The 16,751-nt window shown below is 42.2% G+C and carries 13 protein-coding genes; 7 read left to right on the top strand and 6 right to left on the bottom strand.

Annotated features, from left to right (window positions below; translation table 11 throughout):
- Positions 1-7 precede the first annotated feature (7 nt).
- Positions 8-3,313, top strand: coding sequence for a type I restriction endonuclease subunit R (locus tag DKT75_RS20610; RefSeq protein ID WP_109826612.1), 3,306 nt, complete (start codon positions 8-10; stop codon positions 3,311-3,313).
- Positions 3,314-3,605: 292 nt separating this feature from the next.
- On the top strand, positions 3,606-4,487 hold the full coding sequence (locus tag DKT75_RS20600) for a DNA ligase (RefSeq protein WP_109826610.1): 882 nt from the start codon (positions 3,606-3,608) through the stop codon (positions 4,485-4,487).
- Between the two features lie 79 nt (positions 4,488-4,566).
- Here DKT75_RS20600 and DKT75_RS20595 read toward each other — a convergent pair whose 3' ends face one another.
- Positions 4,567-8,061, bottom strand: coding sequence for a PilC/PilY family type IV pilus protein (locus DKT75_RS20595; RefSeq protein WP_158278933.1), 3,495 nt, complete (start codon positions 8,059-8,061; stop codon positions 4,567-4,569).
- 480 nt (positions 8,062-8,541) lie between these two features.
- On the opposite strand from DKT75_RS20595, the gene DKT75_RS20590 reads away from it, so the two are divergent.
- From DKT75_RS20590 to DKT75_RS20580, 3 genes are all read left to right on the top strand, one after another.
- Complete coding sequence (locus tag DKT75_RS20590) at positions 8,542-10,554, top strand: EAL domain-containing protein (RefSeq protein WP_158278932.1); 2,013 nt, start codon at positions 8,542-8,544, stop codon at positions 10,552-10,554.
- 77 nt (positions 10,555-10,631) lie between these two features.
- Complete coding sequence (locus DKT75_RS20585; protein WP_109826604.1) at positions 10,632-11,105, top strand: DUF4112 domain-containing protein; 474 nt, start codon at positions 10,632-10,634, stop codon at positions 11,103-11,105.
- A gap of 60 nt (positions 11,106-11,165) precedes the next feature.
- Positions 11,166-12,047, top strand: coding sequence for a DNA ligase (locus tag DKT75_RS20580; protein ID WP_109826602.1), 882 nt, complete (start codon positions 11,166-11,168; stop codon positions 12,045-12,047).
- 165 nt (positions 12,048-12,212) lie between these two features.
- Here the strand turns inward: DKT75_RS20580 and lepB are convergent, their stop codons facing one another.
- The 4 genes from lepB to DKT75_RS21765 form a co-directional block, all read right to left on the bottom strand.
- Positions 12,213-13,115, bottom strand: a complete 903-nt coding sequence (lepB, locus tag DKT75_RS20575) for a signal peptidase I (RefSeq protein ID WP_109826600.1) — start codon at positions 13,113-13,115, stop codon at positions 12,213-12,215.
- Between the two features lie 13 nt (positions 13,116-13,128).
- Complete coding sequence (locus DKT75_RS20570) at positions 13,129-13,377, bottom strand: hypothetical protein (protein WP_109826598.1); 249 nt, start codon at positions 13,375-13,377, stop codon at positions 13,129-13,131.
- Positions 13,370-13,921 (bottom strand): RNA polymerase sigma factor, encoded by a 552-nt coding sequence (locus DKT75_RS20565; RefSeq protein WP_109826596.1) that lies wholly within the window; start codon positions 13,919-13,921, stop codon positions 13,370-13,372. The genes DKT75_RS20570 and DKT75_RS20565 overlap by 8 nt, the downstream gene beginning before the upstream one ends.
- 415 nt (positions 13,922-14,336) lie before the next feature.
- The gene (locus tag DKT75_RS21765; RefSeq protein WP_146201414.1) at positions 14,337-14,564 is read right to left on the bottom strand and encodes a hypothetical protein; all 228 of its coding nucleotides are present in this window, start codon (positions 14,562-14,564) and stop codon (positions 14,337-14,339) included.
- Between the two features lie 676 nt (positions 14,565-15,240).
- Between DKT75_RS21765 and DKT75_RS20555 the strand changes: the two genes are divergently transcribed.
- Together DKT75_RS20555 and DKT75_RS20550 are read left to right on the top strand one after the other, a co-directional pair.
- The gene (locus DKT75_RS20555) at positions 15,241-15,729 is read left to right on the top strand and encodes a Uma2 family endonuclease (protein WP_245923289.1); all 489 of its coding nucleotides are present in this window, start codon (positions 15,241-15,243) and stop codon (positions 15,727-15,729) included.
- 62 nt (positions 15,730-15,791) lie between these two features.
- The gene (locus tag DKT75_RS20550) at positions 15,792-16,046 is read left to right on the top strand and encodes a hypothetical protein (RefSeq protein ID WP_109826590.1); all 255 of its coding nucleotides are present in this window, start codon (positions 15,792-15,794) and stop codon (positions 16,044-16,046) included.
- Positions 16,047-16,363: 317 nt separating this feature from the next.
- On the opposite strand, the gene DKT75_RS20540 is transcribed toward DKT75_RS20550, so the two are convergent.
- The coding region (locus tag DKT75_RS20540; protein ID WP_281271443.1) for a vitamin B12 dependent-methionine synthase activation domain-containing protein at positions 16,364-16,751 on the bottom strand (388 nt) is incomplete at its 5' end.

Raw genomic sequence — 16,751 nt, 5'->3', positions numbered from 1 at the left:
ATAAACTATGCCTGCCCCAGTCCTTGAAGACGATATCGAACAAGATTTATTAGCCACGCTTTTGGCTGATTACAATATCGAGCAATTGAATTGCAACACGGCTAAGGCAGATGACCTCAACGATGGCTCAGGGCGGGCAAAGAAGACGGATGTTCTACTGGTTAGCCAGCTAAAAAAAGCGCTTCCAGCACTTAATCAGCATATTCCAGAAGATCAGCGCGATGATGTGATTCGTCGTGCGATTGATAAACTCATGGCTCCTTCCGAAGGCACACCCATTGATATTAATCGTCAAATGGATAGCTGGATGCGCGATGGTATTCCAGAGTTAAGTTTCAGTAATGCGCAAAATAAAACAGAGTCCTGTTCGGTTTATCTAATCGACTTTAAGCAACCTGACAATAATTCGTTTTTAGCCGTGTCGCAGCTTTGGATAAAGAGTCAGGGGGCCGAGGCGAAGGCGAGCTATCGCCGCCCTGATGTGATTTTGTATGTAAATGGTTTGCCGTTGGTGTTTATCGAGTTGAAAAACGCCAATGTGAAGCTGAAAACGGCTTACACGGTTAATCTAGCCGATTACAAAAACGATATTCCTCAGTTGTTCTATTTCAATGCCTTTTGCATCTTGTCTAATGGGCTGAATACTAAGGTTGGCGCGTATGCTTCTGAGTGGGATTATTTCTTTGACTGGTTACGCGTCAGTAGTGAAAAAGAGAAGGTAGATCGTAAGAAAATCGAAGCGAGCGGTACGAGTTTAGAGTATGCGATTGAAGGCTTACTTGAGCCAAGCAGGTTGTTGGACTACGTTGAGAATTTCATTGTTTATCAAAACGAATCGACAAAGATTATCGCGCAAAGTCATCAACTTCTAGGTGTAAATAAAGCATTTGATCGTTTTAAAAATCGAGAGGATTATCCTGAGGATGAACGCAGTAAGTTGGGTGTGTTTTGGCATACGCAAGGTTCGGGTAAGAGTTATTCGATGGTGTTCTACATGCGGAAGATCAACCGCAAGTTGAATGGTAATTACCGTTTCTTGGTGGTGACTGATCGTAAGGATTTGGATACGCAGATTTATAAGAACTTTTTGGCAACCGCGACGATTAAAGTTAAAGATGCGGTGATGCCTAAGAATGGCGTGCAGTTAAAAGAATACCTAGCTCAAAACAAGCGCATTGTGTTTACGCTGATTCATAAGTTTCATAGTCCGAAGGGAAAGACATTCCCTGTTGCAAGTGAGGCGGATGATTGGATTGTGATGGTGGATGAGGCGCACCGAACTCAATACAAAGGTCTCGCTGAGAACATGCGTACTGCGTTGCCCAATGCGAATTACATTGCGTTTACAGGGACACCGTTACTGGGTAAGCAGCGTAAAACACATAAGTGGTTTGGTGACTATGTGTCGGAGTATAGCTTTCAGCAGGCGATGGATGATGGGGCGACGTTGCCGTTGTTTTATCAAAAGCGTGTACCTTCTGTGCTTATTCAAAATGATGATTTAGACGAAGAGTTTTTAGAGCTACTTGAAGATGATGAGTTAACAGATGCTCAGCGCGAGAAACTCGAAAAGAAGTATGCGACAGAGCTAAGTGTGATTAGGGGTGATGATCGCCTTGAAGTGATTGCTAAGGATATTGTTTACCATTTTCCTCGCCGTGGTTTTCGCGGTAAGGGGATGATGATTTGCGTTGATAAGTTCACCGCAGTCAAGATGTATAACAAGGTTCAGTATCACTGGAAGGAAGCCAAGAAAGAACTACAAAAGCGTATTAAGCAGGTGGATGACTTAGAGAAGCGTCGTTTGAGTCATATCCTGAGCTATATGAAAAGCGTTGATACGGCTGTAGTGGTTAGCCATGACAAGAGTGATGAGGATCGTTTTGAGCAAAAGGGTTTAGATATAAAGCCCCACGCTAAACGTATGGAAGGCACGGATAAGAATGGCTGGGATATAGAGGATCAGTTTAAAGCGCCTGAGCATGAGCTTCAGTTGGTGTTTGTGTGTGCGATGTGGCTAACGGGGTTTGATGCGCCAACGGTGTCTACTTTGTATCTCGACAAGCCGATGAAAGATCATACGTTGATGCAGGCTATTGCGCGTGCTAATCGTGTGTCGTCTTATACGGCTAAGGGTTTGACAGGTAAGCCTGTTGAGAAGAAGAATGGTGAGGTGGTTGATTACTATAATGTCTTCCGTAATATGAAAAAGGCGCTGAGTGATTATGGTGTCGGTGATGATGGGGAAGAACCACCGATTCAAGATAAGTCACAGTTGTTTGTGTTGCTTGAAGAGGCGATTGAAGCTACTCAGAGCTTTTGTTTGACGCATGACGTTGATTTGAGCTTGGTGTTAAGTCGCCACGCGGAAACGGCATTCACAAATGTTGCTTTGTTTAATCAGTTTGCGGATAGCTTGTTTGAGCATGACAACACTTATAAGACGTTTTATGTGTTTCAAAACACGGTTGAGTCTTTGTATGAGGCATGTCGCCCTGAGATAAATCAGCCGACGTATTTTCCTCTGCGTAAACAGGCCGCAGTCATTCAATACATGCGTAAGGTGATATCGGTATTGATTGATGATGTTGATATAGAAAAATATGAAACGCCTATTGAAGCGCTTTTAGATGAAAGTATTGTTGTTGGTGATACGGATATTGGCGATAAGAAAACAGGCGACCAATTTAGTTTGTATTCTAACAGCTTAATTAAGCAGGGTAAGTTGTGGAACCTGCAGACGATTGATTTTGAAAAGCTGAAAAGTGACTTCAAAAAGGTCGAATATAAGAACATTGAAATTAATGATTTGAAAGCCTTTTTGGAGCGCAAGATTCAGCAGATGCTCAAAGAAAACTCAGAGCGTAAAGGTTTTTCTGATCGTTTGAGAGCGATTATAGACCGTTACAATGCTGGGTCATCTTCTACTGATGAGTACTTTGAAGAGTTGGTTAGCCTGAGTCAGTCGTTGGCTGAGGAAGAAGAGCGCCATATTCGTCTTGGGTTGACTGAAGATGAGTTGGAGTTATTCGACTTACTTATGAAAGATAAGCTGACGAAGGCGGAAGAAGAGGAGGTCAAGTTAGCTGCAAAAGCACTGATTCCCAGCCTTAAAGAAGCTGCGCCTAAAGTGTTGTTGGAGCGCTGGTATCAAGATCGTCAAAATACGGAAAGGGTGCGAAATAGGATTTCAGACTTCCTGAATGAGCGTTTACCTCAGAGTTACGATACTGACGTGTTTCGTGAGAAGTGTGATGCGACGTTGATTTTGGTGACTGATTTGGCTAAAAACAGACGTAAGTGGGCGGCTTAATATTTTTTTTAGCTAATGCTAAAGTGCCTGTTGTTTCAATGCTTGGTTAAGAGCCTCTTCATTAACTAAGTGTACATTTCTACCAACGCGTTTTAGATCCCGCCATGCGGCACTTTCTTTAGCGGAACGTAAAGGGCGGTTTACATCAAGAGTACTTTTTAAAATATCGCTAACAGTCCGTTTAGTATGAGTAAATTCAATCGTGCCTTAGCGATATGTTCGATGGTATTAGAGTCTTTATTTTTATCAGCAGATTAATCTCATATTTACCCTGATTCGATCATAGTGGGGGATGAATATAAAAACAAAAACCAACCTATTACTTATCAGCTTTCTGTTGCCTGCCGCACCGCTAGTCTCCTTTGCCGGCACACTTCCAGAGCCAGAGCTATTACTAGCCAAAGTCTACAAACAACAATCCGACATCAGCGGCTACTTTGTCAGTGAAAAGTACGACGGTGTCCGAGCCTATTGGGATGGCGAGCAGTTCATCTCACGCCAAGGTAATATTTACCACGCACCCGCATGGTTCACAAAAGGCTTCCCAGACCAACCGTTAGACGGTGAGTTATGGATAGCCCGAAACCATTTTGAAAAGCTATTAAGCGCAGTCACCAAAGACACACCTATTGATAGTGAGTGGCAACAAGTAAGCTACAGAGTTTTTGAATTACCCAATGCTGAGGGCGGCTTCGCTCAACGATTGGCCAGACTCAAAACGTTGTTAAGCAACATTGATAATCCCGTTATTCACATCGTAGAGCAGTATCGTCTCGAGTCTCATGAATTATTAATGAGTAAATTAACTGACGTGGTAAAGGCGGGTGCAGAAGGGTTAATGCTTCATCACGAAAGTGCGTTATATCAAACAGGGCGAAGTGATGCGCTACTCAAAGTAAAACGTTATGAGGATGCAGAAGCTCGCGTGATCAAGCAGCTAGGTGGAAAAGGAAAGTACCTAGGGATGATGGGCGCATTATTACTGGAAACGCCCGACGGTACGCAGTTCAAAATTGGTTCAGGCTTTAGTGATTTGGAGCGTCAAAACCCACCGGTAATAGGTTCGACAGTCACGTACAAGTATTACGGAAAAACTAATAAGGGAAAGCCCAAGTTTGCGAGCTTTCTCCGAGTGAGGGCGGTGGCAAGCGAAGCATCAGTTACCTCTCAATAACTTTTGAGCGACCATAAAAAAGCCCCGCTATCTAAACAAAGTAGATAGCGGGGCTTTAACCTATTTCAGGTTAGTTAGCTTACTTGCTTAGCCAATAGATCTTATTAATGAAGTCACCCATATTGTTGTTAGCACCAACGGTATCTTTGTCGATGATTGGTGTAGATTTAGTACCTACACGTAGATCAACAAATTGGTCACAACCATCAACAGTACAGTTAGTTGGTTCATTGAACACTAGCTGTGGCGTATCTAAGATATTGCCATTTTCTATGATAATACCTTCGTCGTCTTCATCAATGACACCATTACCATCTAAGTCTACAGTCGCATCAGCGGTCAACAGGTCGAGTACGTAGGTTCTTGCTATGTTGGTACCCGCGATAGAACAACCATTTTCATCAACTGTCGAGGTTGTCTCTCCAACTGCAAAGGTGGTGAATGCAATCTTCGACAAGAAGGTAATAGGGGAGGCTAGTACTTTTTCACCTGTTCCATTAGTTAGATCCTTATACCAACCTTTTTGAGCAGGGAAGAAGCTAGCGCCAGCTAATGTGCTTGCTTCTACTAGGTTAGAATCTGTTAATGGGGCTAATGTTGTTGCTGGAACATCGTATACATTCACATCATTTAACACATAGAAACGGTCAGATATGCCTTCATTCAAAGGGTGTGCACGATATCCACTACCTATTGATAGAATTAAGGCTTCTTTACCTTCGCTTCTGAAGACTGAAACATCTGGCTCGAAGAAGAACATACGTTTATCAGTACCTGAACCGCCAAGGTTTGCAAAGTGGTTAATCTGCGCATTATTAGCGATATCATAACGTGTATTACCATTGTCATTATCATAAGCCGTTAAGTCAGCTCTCCAGATGTTTCCACCTGTATCGCCGAAGTACAAGCGATCAATACTGCCGTCGCCATCCATATCGAGTGTACGAATATCACCAGGGATACTGTGATCAGGCTTAGTGCCTGCCGCATCGTCAGTGCTCCAGATTAGATCACCGGTCTCAAGGTCAACAATAAATACTGAATTACCTTTAGTCGTTGATAAGTTAGTACGTGCTGTTGGGTCTTCTTCGTCTAGACGGTTGTCATAACCACCACCAAAGACTAATACGTCAGCCAATACAGAATCTGTTGCACCTGACTTGATATAACGTAACTTCGCAGGCTTTGGCTTTGACCAAGTTTCGCCTAGTTTACCAAAACCTGTATCGTCACCCGAAATCTTCCACTTCAGAGAAGGTGAGTCAGGGTTTGAAACATCCAATGCATAGTACTCATTACCACCACGGCGTAGACCGAATAGTAGTGTTGCAGTATCACCATCAGCAGTATCAACTGAGCCGTTATTATTAGTGTCTGTGATGAACGCTACTATCGTGCCGTCCACACCATAAATTCTAGTCAGACCACCGTCAGGCATTACTGTGTTTTCTTTGAGTCCTGCAATGTTTTTCAGTAAGCTAGAAGGCATATAAGCAAACTTCTCTTTACCACCAGTGCCGGTATCGCTTGCATCCGCAGCATCGATAGCATGTAGGAAGCCTTCGTTAGTCCCAAAGAACAATACTTTTTTGCTAGCACCGTAAGAGATAAAGGTAGGCTTACTGTGAAGGATGTCACCAATAGCACTTCTTGGTGTCGTACCATCTGCTTCATAACCTCTGATGTAACTTAGGAGCTCTGCTTTCTCAGCATCAGTCATTGCTGCATCGCCAAGTGCCGCTTTTGAAACACCCGCATCATTTAGGTTAGTAAAAGATGCGCCGTCGTCTGTCTTCAATACTCGAGTGCTTGGTACTAAGTTATTAGCGAAACCACCGTCAACAATTGAGTCGCCTTCTGTTGGAGCAACCGCTCCAACAGGCATCCAGTAGTCGATTGCTGTAGGTTTTAAACTGCCTAGGTCATCGAATGCAAGGACGTTATCTCTATCAACAATTTCACCATCAGCATTCAATTTGAATTTCTTCAAGTTGCCAGCCCAACCTGGAAAGGCTGTGTTTTGGAATAGTGGAAGATAAATGTCGTTGCTGTTAGAGATTAATGAGTCAGAGTCAACCGTATAAACAGGTGCTGCAAAGCTGCGAGAAGAGGCTTGGCTATCTTCAAGAGCAGAGATAAATGCCGCTGCTAGCTCTGCTTCATTATCCGCTGAGTAGTACTTACCACCACCACTAGTCGCCAATGACTCTAGGTAGGCTTGAGCTTCTGGCCTACCTGTAACAGCAAAACCTACGGTATACGTTTTGACAGTATTAATGCCATCAACGTCATCTCTTAGGTCTTCATTTGCGAGATACTCTGCTATCTCTGGACCACAACGACCATCAGCCAATGTGTTAGTGCCTGTTACCGGCGTTACCTGACCATCAACATCCGCACAGTCTGCTGTTCGACCTATTAATGTTTTAATTTCTTCTCGTACAGCATCCGTTTCATCTTCATCCGCACTAGCATTAGGCGAACCATCTGACATTAGGATGATTAAGTTATTTTGGCATTGTCCTGTGATTGGCGAGTTGTAAGCCGCTGTACCGGTAGTCACTTCTTCCTCAATCTCTGCATCACATTCATACTTTTCACGGTCACACGAGGTGATGTCTGTTTCAAATTTGCATAAGGAGTAATTTTCTGTCGAGCACGACTCTGTTTCTGTACCAAGGCAGGCACCTGTTTCTGGGTCTTGTTCACCACTACACGTCTGTGTGCAATCTGTATTAGATTGTTCATTACAGACTAAGTAGTCGGGGTTAGAGGCCATACACGCGTCGCTAGTGGCTAAGTTACACGTCTCCCATTTTTCACCTATTTCCGTGGTGCAGTTATTGCCTGTGTAGCAGCTTGTTTCGCCACTGTTACATTGGCTTGCGGCGGTTATATCTATGCAGTTAAGGCCGCATGTCGCAGTAGAACACGTATTTTTCCATCCGCCTAGTGACTTCTCAATCGTTGTGAGGTAGTTACCTGTATACGATGAAGGATGCGCTGCATTAACCTTTGCGGCACTCTCTGCTCCCCACTTAGGAGGCTCTCCTTTGAAGTAGAGTGTTGCTTCATGAAAAGCATCAACGATCGGTGTGCCACCACTTGCAGTCCAACCGGCGAGGACATCCGGTAAGTACTGACGGACTGTTTGGTCTGTCGTTGGGTTAGGTAGGTTGTCATCATCTAACGTGAAAAAGCCGAAGTTGTCGCCAGTATAATAAGATGAAGGAATAAGGTTGGAGATCATGATGGGAGTGATTTCATCATCAATAGGCGAAATAGGGACGGATATACCATGAGGTCTTGGGGTTGAATCACCGTTACTAAATGCCATCAAGCCAATATTGATATTCTCAATATCAGTGTTGCCGACAAATGTTTCAACAGCAGATCCAAGCGCTTCCATTCGAGTGTCTGTACTACCATCAACAATAGTAGTCATACTGCCTGAGTTATCAAGTATCAGTAATAAATTGGGAGGAGTGGGAGGCGCTTCATTTGAAAATATTTCTGTATCTTCTGCCGACGCAGTGAGTGATACAGTAAGGAATGTAGAAATTAGAAGCGTCATAGTGAGCGCTTTCAAAGACTTACAGCAGGTCGGAAAGTTAAGCATATTATCGTACCACTATATTATTTTTATAATTTATGTATCAATTAAGTATACATAACTTTTCTAGGCAAGCAAGGCAGGTCACTGGCGTGCCCTCATAGATACGACTAACAGTAGCCTTTGGCGGCAGTACGTACAGTTAATGAACATCTTTAAAGGGCAAGTCAGCTGGGAAGAGAGAGGCTAGATAGTTTCTTGAAGGATATAATTTATAAAGTGTAATTTTTTGATACATAAAATACAGTTTTTTGTCTAAGTTTACGCCTTTTATCTAATGGCTTTGGACAGGGCATAAAGTCCCCCATATTGTTGTAGGTATATAAATAATTATAAATAATAATGAAAAAAAATATCCCAACCCGCCTAAACATAATTAAGAAGATCACTTTATTAGTGGGCCTCTTATTTTTGTTCGTTGGTGTGTCTGGGTATTTTCTTATGACAACTCATGAGCAAAAAATTATTGAAGAGCAGGCTTATGGTGTGGCGGATATCGTTGCTCATCAGGCGATTACTGGGCGATATTTTTACGGTAAAAATGTTCTATCAATATCAAGAGAAATAAAGGCTAAGATTATAAAGTCGGATAAGGACTTTCATGACAAGGTAGGAAGTAATGTACTCACTCCTGCACAGTTTTTAAAAGGTATGGCGAAAACAGCGTCGGAAGCTTCAGATGGTCTTTATAAATATCGTGCGGTTAGTAAATGGAATATAGCGCCTGATCAGGGGCTCGATAATGAATTTCTTAGATTTGCCTGGGCTGAGCTAGAGAAACAAGATCAGCTTAATCCTACCAAAGTGATTGATTGGAAACCTATTTTTAAAGTCCAAGAGTTTGAAGGTAAAGATACCTTGTTATATCTGAGACCTGATCCCGCTGTCGCTAATTCTTGTGTGAGTTGTCACAATATATATGAGCAAAAGTCTGAAACTATAGAGCGACGCATTCAGCAAAATGTAGCGCCTAGAAAGGTATTCAAGCAGCACCAATTGATGGGCGGTATTTTTGTACAAATCCCGGTTGATAAGATGCAGCAAGTGTCTGCACATCAAAGTAAAATTGTTATCACGATGATATTGGGCATGCTGACGATCGGATTGATAGGTCTCACATTGTTTTTCTCAAGAGATATCATTAGGGCGAGAGGTATCAGGAAACAGCTATTTTGGCAGGCAAAGCATGACTCATTGACTAGACTGCCGAATAGAATCAGTTTTGAACAAAAGGTCGCTTTGTTAGTGGAAGATGCGGTTGCAGAAGATAGTTCGCACGCTCTCTTTTTCTTAGATCTTGATCAGTTTAAGTTGGTCAATGATACCTGCGGACACGCAGCGGGTGACGAGGTACTTTGCCAAGTCAGTAAGCGACTCGAAAGTAGTTTGAAACAAAATGACTTTTTGGCACGACTAGGTGGTGATGAGTTTGGTGTTCTTTTGTCTAACTGTGATGCTAAAAAAGCGCAACGAGTGGCTGAACGTCTTTGTAAAAAAATTAAAGATTATAAATTTATTAAAAATGAACACTTCTTTGATATTGGAGTGAGCATTGGTGCGGTGATTATTAATCAACAGACACACAGTGTTGAAAAGGTGATGAGGCAAGCAGACTTAGCTTGTTACGCTGCAAAAGATGCAGGTAAGAACCGTGTTCGAATCTATCAAGATAGTGATGAAGCCCTTAATCAGAGACGAGGCGAAGCATCTTGGGTATCTGAAATATTGAAAGCCTTAGGTGACGGTAGGATTGTTATCTATAGCCAACGTATTGGTGCAATGTCAGCAACGAGTGAACACACGCATCATGAAATATTAGTTCGTTTGATTGATCAGCAGGGAGAGATCATTTGTCCAGAAAAGTTTTTACCTGCGGCAGAGCGGTATCAGCTGATGCCTAAACTGGACTTGGAAATTATTGAGCAGTCGTTTGCAGCGTTACAAAGCGGATATTTTAGTGATTTAGGCGAGGAAGGTTTTATATCGATTAACCTGTCTGGTCAGTCTCTGAGTGTCGGTGACTTTTTAGTGACAGTGAAAGCGTTGATATCGAGCTATAAGGTCGACCCCAAGAAAATCTGTTTTGAAATCACCGAGTCTTCTGCAATTGCAAACCAAGTGAGAGTTAGAGAGTTCATACTTGAAATGAGGGCGCTTAATGTCAAGTTTGCCTTAGATGACTTTGGTACAGGCTTAAGTTCTTTGACCTACCTTAAAGATTTTCCAGTGGATTATTTAAAGATTGATGGCAGCTTTATTAAAGATATTGTGACTGACTCTACTGATAGGAGCCTAGTCGATGCGATTAATCAAATGGCTCACACCCTCGGGTTAAAAACAATAGCTGAATACGTTGAATCAAAAGAAATCTTCAATATGCTTGATACAATGAAGATTGACTATGCGCAGGGTTATTTCATTCAAGAACCAAGATTGGTTGACGTTAAAAAGTAAAAATATCTGTATTTCAGAGCGTTTGATTTACAAGTTTGTGGTAACTTTTGATCACTTAAAATTACCTACTCAGTCTTATGGATTCTCTAGAAAAGCGTCAACAACAGTATCAACGTTTAGATAAGCTCTCTTGGGTGCTAGATAGTTCGATAAAAATTCCATTCACCAATCGTACCATTGGCTTAGATGGCTTGATTGGCCTTATCCCCGGTGTTGGTGATGTTGCGGGTGGCTTACTTTCTGGCTACATCATTTTAAAGGCACTAGCGCTAGGAGTGCCTGCTTTGATCATTGTTCGTATGGTCATTAATATGATTATCGAAGGTATCGTGGGAATCATTCCTTTCTTTGGCGATATTTTTGATTTTATCTTTAAGTCTAATCGCAAAAATGTACATCTCATGAAAGAGTATCTTAACGACCCAGAAGAGACGACTTCTCGAAGTGGGCTATCTATTATAGTGTACTTATTTGCATTGTTTTTTACGATGATACTAACCATTTGGTGCATCTTTAAAGCGCTAGGGTGGTTAACTACTGCGATCTTTTAAATAAGCGCCATTGGTCGATAGTTAATGCCTGATTTATCCTAGTTTTAGCATAGTGCAGGGATGAATATAAAACAAAACTCAACTGTACTATTAGCATCTTTATTTTTATCTATTTCACCGCTTACAGTTTATGCAGGAACGTTGCCTGCGCCTGCGTTATTACTCGCCAAAGCTTATAAACAACAGTCTGATATCAGCCGTTATTTCGTTAGTGAAAAGTATGATGGTGTTCGTGCCTATTGGAATGGCGAACAGTTTATCTCGCGGCAAGGCAATATCTTTCATGCGCCTCAATGGTTTACCAAAAACTTTCCAGACCGGCCTTTGGATGGAGAGCTATGGATCGCTAGAAATCAGTTTGAAGATTTGCTCAGTGCTGTGAGCAAAGATACGCCTGTTGATAGTGAGTGGCAGCAAGTGAGTTATAAAGTGTTTGAACTGCCGAATGCTGAGGGTGGTTTTGACAAGCGACTGACTGACTTAAAGGGACTACTTGATAAGGTAGATAGTGCTTATATTGAGCCGGTGGAGCAGTACCGTATCAATACACATGAGCAGTTAATGGCTAAGTTAGGTGAGGTTGTGAAAGCTGGGGCAGAGGGCTTAATGCTGCATCATGAAAGCGCTTTGTACCAAATAGGGCGTAGTGACGCATTGCTTAAAGTGAAGCGTTACGAGGATGCTGAAGCGCGTGTGATTAAGTTACTCGGTGGGAAAGGTAAATACCTCGGTATGATGGGCGCGCTATTATTAGAAATGCCTGATGGTACTCGCTTTAAGGTGGGGAGTGGGTTTACTGATATCGAGCGTCAATATCCACCTGAAGTAGGTGCACTTGTAACCTATAAGTACTATGGAAAAACACGAAAAGGTAAACCAAAGTTTGCTAGCTTTTTAAGGGTAAGAGAGCCTGCTACGAGCTTAGGAATATCCGTAAATTAGTGCTGTTAAAGCTGAAGTTCAGGGTGTTCCAACTGAGTCTGGTAGTTTCTTTGTAACGACTTCTGTAAGAGTAGTTAATAGTGCATGAGAGAGTAAGGAACTGCTGATAAACGTAGAGTTCTCAGTAGCTTTAAGAAAAGGCCCGTATTATGCGGGCCTTTTTTATTACTTAAGGACCAAGCCAAACCTATCCCAGCGAAGGCCTTCAGCGCCTTTGGAAAACCAAACTTGTGATGCTTGTCCAACCACGTCACGAACAGGTACGGTGCCAAACTTCCGAGAATCATTTGATGCGCTGCGATTATCACCCAGTACAAATACCTCACCTTGCGGGACAATCAATGGCTCCATCGTTGTTACATCATCCACTGACCATTGCACTTGGTACTCTAGCTCTTCAGACTTTTCCACAGAAATATACTTATCACCAACTTTATCCACAGCTTTGCTTAAACTTTCGCCATTGATAAATACTTGTCGGTTTTCTATATGAATAGTCTCGCCGGGTAAGCCAATGACTCGTTTGAGGTAGTAAAGCGTGCGGTTATTGGGATAAACAAACACACCAATATCTCCTCGTTTAACTGAGCCTCGGCAGCGAATACAGTTATAACTCTTATCTGTAAATAGAATGTCACCCTGTAGCACTGACGGCTCCATACTGCGAGAAGGTATATGGAAGGACTCAACTTGCTTGTCTCTCATATAGTTCGTGGCCGCAGGAAGGATTAGAAAGGCAGCTACTAAAAATATAGTCAGGTACATGGCAGGTATTTGCCAGCTCTGTAGGGTGTAATTCCTGAGCTTCTTTGCTGAACGATAAGCATCAATAATTCCATAAAGCCATAGTCCTATACTGACGACCACAGTGAATGCAACCAAGGGTAAGGTCAGTGCAGTAGGCAAACTGAGTGCTACCCACAAAACGAGTGGGACACTGCATAAAATAAAGGCTATGAATATGAGTAAGCCACGGTTGACGTGACCGTTATAAAGCTGACCGAAGCCCGGTAAAATGAATGACATGCTTGCTGCCATTAGAGGATTTCTTGAGGTGGTATTTTTCATGTGTTTGCTCCGGTTATCCGACACTGGCGATATGCCAAGCGCTAAAAACAAAAGTGGCTAGTTGCATAATGGCAGGGACTCCACCGCCGATTAGAGCAAGCCACTGCCACCAGCTGGGTTTGGTGACTATGTCTTCGCTAGGTAAAGCTTCGATAGCTTGCATGACATTGTGACTAAAGTACTCCGGCACGGGCGGTGTTTCGATATTGGTTAATAGCTCATTTAAAGCATCGTCAGTGATCGGTTTTGTATGTTTAGTCATGGAAGTCATCTCCATTTAAGGTGCGTTTAAGTTGTTGTCGAATACGGTGAAGGCGTGATTTCACCGTGCCTACGGGGATACCTTCAATCTCGGCAATAATGCTTAGCTCTAGGTCTTTTAGGTAAGCTAAGGCCAGTAAGCTTCTGTCATTAGCGTCTAGTGTTTGTATCGCCTGTTGTAATAACTTTTGTTGTTCTGCGAGTTGTAGGGTCTGCTCGCTCGATATAGAAGTATCGTCTGTATAAGTTGATTCATTGTTGTCGCTGGTTTGTTCGTACCTATAGGAAGCACGGCTTAGCTCATTGATTGCCAGTCGGCGAGCTATGGTGAATAACCAAGTGCTAATGCTGGAGCGTGTTGGGTCAAACTGCTCTCTGGACTGCCATGCTCGAATGAATGTTTCTTGGGCAACTTCTTCGGTCATTGCTGCGGGTAAACCCATCCTGCCAAGGTAGGCAAACAAAGGAGTTTGAAAGCGACTTACCAGTGCGGCAAAAGCATCTTTATCTCCTTGTTGAAAACCTTGTATTTGCTGAGTGTTCACGGCGAGTCCTGTTTGTTGTTATTTAGTTATACAGGGCGTGGATGGGAGCGGTTCAAAATAAACTCTCAGACAGAGAGAAATGAATCAGTAATTGTGGATTACTACTTGCATTTTATAAGAGCACGAAGTTTTTACATTGTGCAATGACTGATTAACGATTAATCACACTTCAGTTCTCGATCACTTGCCCTCTATAGACCAACGTTCGCTTTTTAGCACTGCTATCGTGTTGTTGAGGCGCATCTATAAATACCTCCTGACCTCGATAAATTATTTTTGACTGTTTTGGTCGCGATGTGATTGCTTCAGCAGGAACAGGTGCTTCTGACTCTACAGCAGGAATACTAATCCCTAGCTGCTCGACAACGGTCTGATGATCAACTTGGTCAGCGTCTTTAAAGAGGGATTTTTTGTTTTAAAAAAATTCGAAATGACCTCGAAACCCTTTTTTAATGACCTGAATTTCATCAAATCCGTGAAGCCGTTTATAGCAACAATGGGTAAATTTCCCCTGTTGAAGCGCGAAGCGACACGAGGCGTTATCTTCGGTGGCAATAAAAAAAGTACCGGTGTTTTTCATAACCAGAGGAGTCATTAACTCACTCATAAGCTGGGCTAAGTCAGCATATGGTTTTGTTGGCATTACAAACTCATTCAATTGGGGGCGGGAGTATTTACAAGCTTACAAATAACTTAGCAATATATAGGCCAAAGCTATAGAAATAGTAAGTGCAACTTATCCTAGCGTCATTTTATTCTAGTGAGTAGCTAATTGCCGTATTAGTCCATTACTTATCTAAATCTAGCCAGCTATGCTTAAAGTCTTTATCAGCTACAGTCGTGATGACTGCGCTTGCTTTTCTAGAATGGATTTTGGTTCGGGAAGCGCCATTAAGTGACGAAACTTAAGGAGTGGGGATAAGACGTCAGAAATTTTGAGTGGTTTTTCGAGTGAAATATTACCTTGCTGCTCAAATGCTGAATGGAGCCAAGACTGACACTTGAGTGTTCCAATAGCGTAATACGGCTCATGTTTTGCGTTGTGCGCTATTTACTGCTTAGCTTCTTTTAGGGTTATAAATATTAACTGATAACATAATAGCGATTATATTGATTATTAGGTATTTATTGTTAATATTTTAGTTGTTAATCCAAGTTAAGCGACAACAACGTCTCAGCCTCATCCAGAGTAATCCCCTACGCTCAGCATAATCCGCAACTTGGTCTTTATCCCACTTAAACACACCAGCGGCCTTAAATTAATATCCATCACTAATCATGTTCTGAAGTGTCTGTTATAGTTAAGTAAATCATTATGAATGAAGCATATTATGGAGTGGTCAGAAGTCGTTGATAATCCGTTATTACGTGACTTACCTTTTAAAATAGAACTAAATAAGTTTGGTAAGTTGCTAATGAGTCCTGCATCAAATAACCATGGAATGCTTCAAGGAGCATTAGCTGGCGCACTATGGAACAAACACCCCGAAGGTAGAGTAATTACCGTATGCTCAGTACAAACATCCGATGGTGTAAAAGTCGCTGATGTTGCATGGGCTTCTGCTGCATTCATTGAAGAGTTTGGCTACACAACACCATACATTCAAGCGCCTGAGCTATGTATTGAAATCGTTTCACCTTCAAATTCGAAGCTTGAGATTTCAGGAAAAGTAGATCTGTATTTAGCTAAAGGCGCTCAAGAAGTTTGGGTGGTTTACGATAATAACGTGATGGAAATATTTACCTACAAAGGGCAAGTTGACGAAAGCCCTATGTCGGGCGGTATCCGAGAACAAATTTTTCGATAGTTGTTGACCGCAAACAAAAATGTATTATTACCATCATATTGAATCTAAGGAGTTACACTAAGATGCTTCTTCAGGAAATTGAAAGCGACCCAGACCTAAAGAGATTAGTCTTTGAGTTTTTCTATTGTTTCTCAAGATTCGAATTTTCACTCAAGGCAAATGAGCATGCTAAAAAAAATAGAAAAGTTCATTCTGAAGAAAATGAAATTCATAAGGTAGCTGCTGATTGGGGAAAGTTTTGGAGAACATATGAAAAGAGTTATGTGCTTTCAAGTGAAGCGAGAGAGCTTCTGAGCAGCCACTACTATTACAAGTGATTGACAAAAGCGGTGACTTAGATTTCATTACTGAAGCGCATAAAGATAACTATACTGAGTTACATAAAGTGATAGTTTCAATTCAAAGAATTAGAAACAACTTATTTCATGGAGGGAAGCATGGGTCTAGGGGGGAAGATGATTTAGAGCGAAACAAGTTTTTGCTAGAAAAAGGAAAAATCATTCTTGATCAGCTAGCTGAGCTGACCCTAATATTACATTTGACTATTCAGGAGGGTACTGAAAAGCTTTTCATGTCCTAGATAATGCGAAACCGCGTGGGAGCATATAAGTTACCACGCGGATTAGTCAGAAAATTAAGCAGGTACATAACCCAAGTTAGGCGACAACAACGTCTCCGCCGCATCTAGGTCAATACCCTTACGCTCAGCATAGTCATGTACTTGATCCAACTTAGACACACCAAAGTACTGTGACTCAGGGTGCGAGAAGTACCAACCACTCACCGACGCTGCTGACAATATCGCCCAGCTTTCCGTCCACTCAATGCTCGCATTCTCAAGCGGCTTCAACAGATCCCAAATGATCTCTTTCTGAGTATGGTCAGGGTTAGCAGGGTAGCCCGGTGCAGGACGAATGCCACGATACTGTTCTTTAACCAATGCTTCCTGAGTTAAGTTCTCATCAGCCATGTAGCCCCAATGGTTAGTTCGCACTTCTCGGTGCAAGTACTCAGCAAATGCT

It is taken from the genome of Leucothrix arctica (assembly GCF_003172895.1).
In the GTDB taxonomy this organism is placed as follows: Bacteria; Pseudomonadota; Gammaproteobacteria; order Thiotrichales; family Thiotrichaceae; genus Leucothrix; species Leucothrix arctica.
Note: the sequence above shows the minus strand (reverse complement) of the source record. Positions and strands in the feature narration are given on the sequence as shown.

What these genes read in the sequence shown, in the direction of transcription:
- DKT75_RS20580 (WP_109826602.1), top strand. Translation starts at nt 11,166, where the DNA reads ATGAATATAAAACAAAACTCAACTGTACTATTAGCATCTTTATTTTTA.
- DKT75_RS20570 (WP_109826598.1), bottom strand. Translation starts at nt 13,377, where the DNA reads ATGACTAAACATACAAAACCGATCACTGACGATGCTTTAAATGAGCTA.
- DKT75_RS21765 (WP_146201414.1), bottom strand. Translation starts at nt 14,564, where the DNA reads ATGCCAACAAAACCATATGCTGACTTAGCCCAGCTTATGAGTGAGTTA.
- DKT75_RS20585 (WP_109826604.1), top strand. Translation starts at nt 10,632, where the DNA reads ATGGATTCTCTAGAAAAGCGTCAACAACAGTATCAACGTTTAGATAAG.
- DKT75_RS20550 (WP_109826590.1), top strand. Translation starts at nt 15,792, where the DNA reads ATGCTTCTTCAGGAAATTGAAAGCGACCCAGACCTAAAGAGATTAGTC.
- DKT75_RS20555 (WP_245923289.1), top strand. Translation starts at nt 15,241, where the DNA reads ATGAAGCATATTATGGAGTGGTCAGAAGTCGTTGATAATCCGTTATTA.
- DKT75_RS20600 (WP_109826610.1), top strand. Translation starts at nt 3,606, where the DNA reads ATGAATATAAAAACAAAAACCAACCTATTACTTATCAGCTTTCTGTTG.
- lepB (WP_109826600.1), bottom strand. Translation starts at nt 13,115, where the DNA reads ATGAAAAATACCACCTCAAGAAATCCTCTAATGGCAGCAAGCATGTCA.
- DKT75_RS20610 (WP_109826612.1), top strand. Translation starts at nt 8, where the DNA reads ATGCCTGCCCCAGTCCTTGAAGACGATATCGAACAAGATTTATTAGCC.
- DKT75_RS20590 (WP_158278932.1), top strand. Translation starts at nt 8,542, where the DNA reads ATGACAACTCATGAGCAAAAAATTATTGAAGAGCAGGCTTATGGTGTG.
- DKT75_RS20595 (WP_158278933.1), bottom strand. Translation starts at nt 8,061, where the DNA reads ATGACGCTTCTAATTTCTACATTCCTTACTGTATCACTCACTGCGTCG.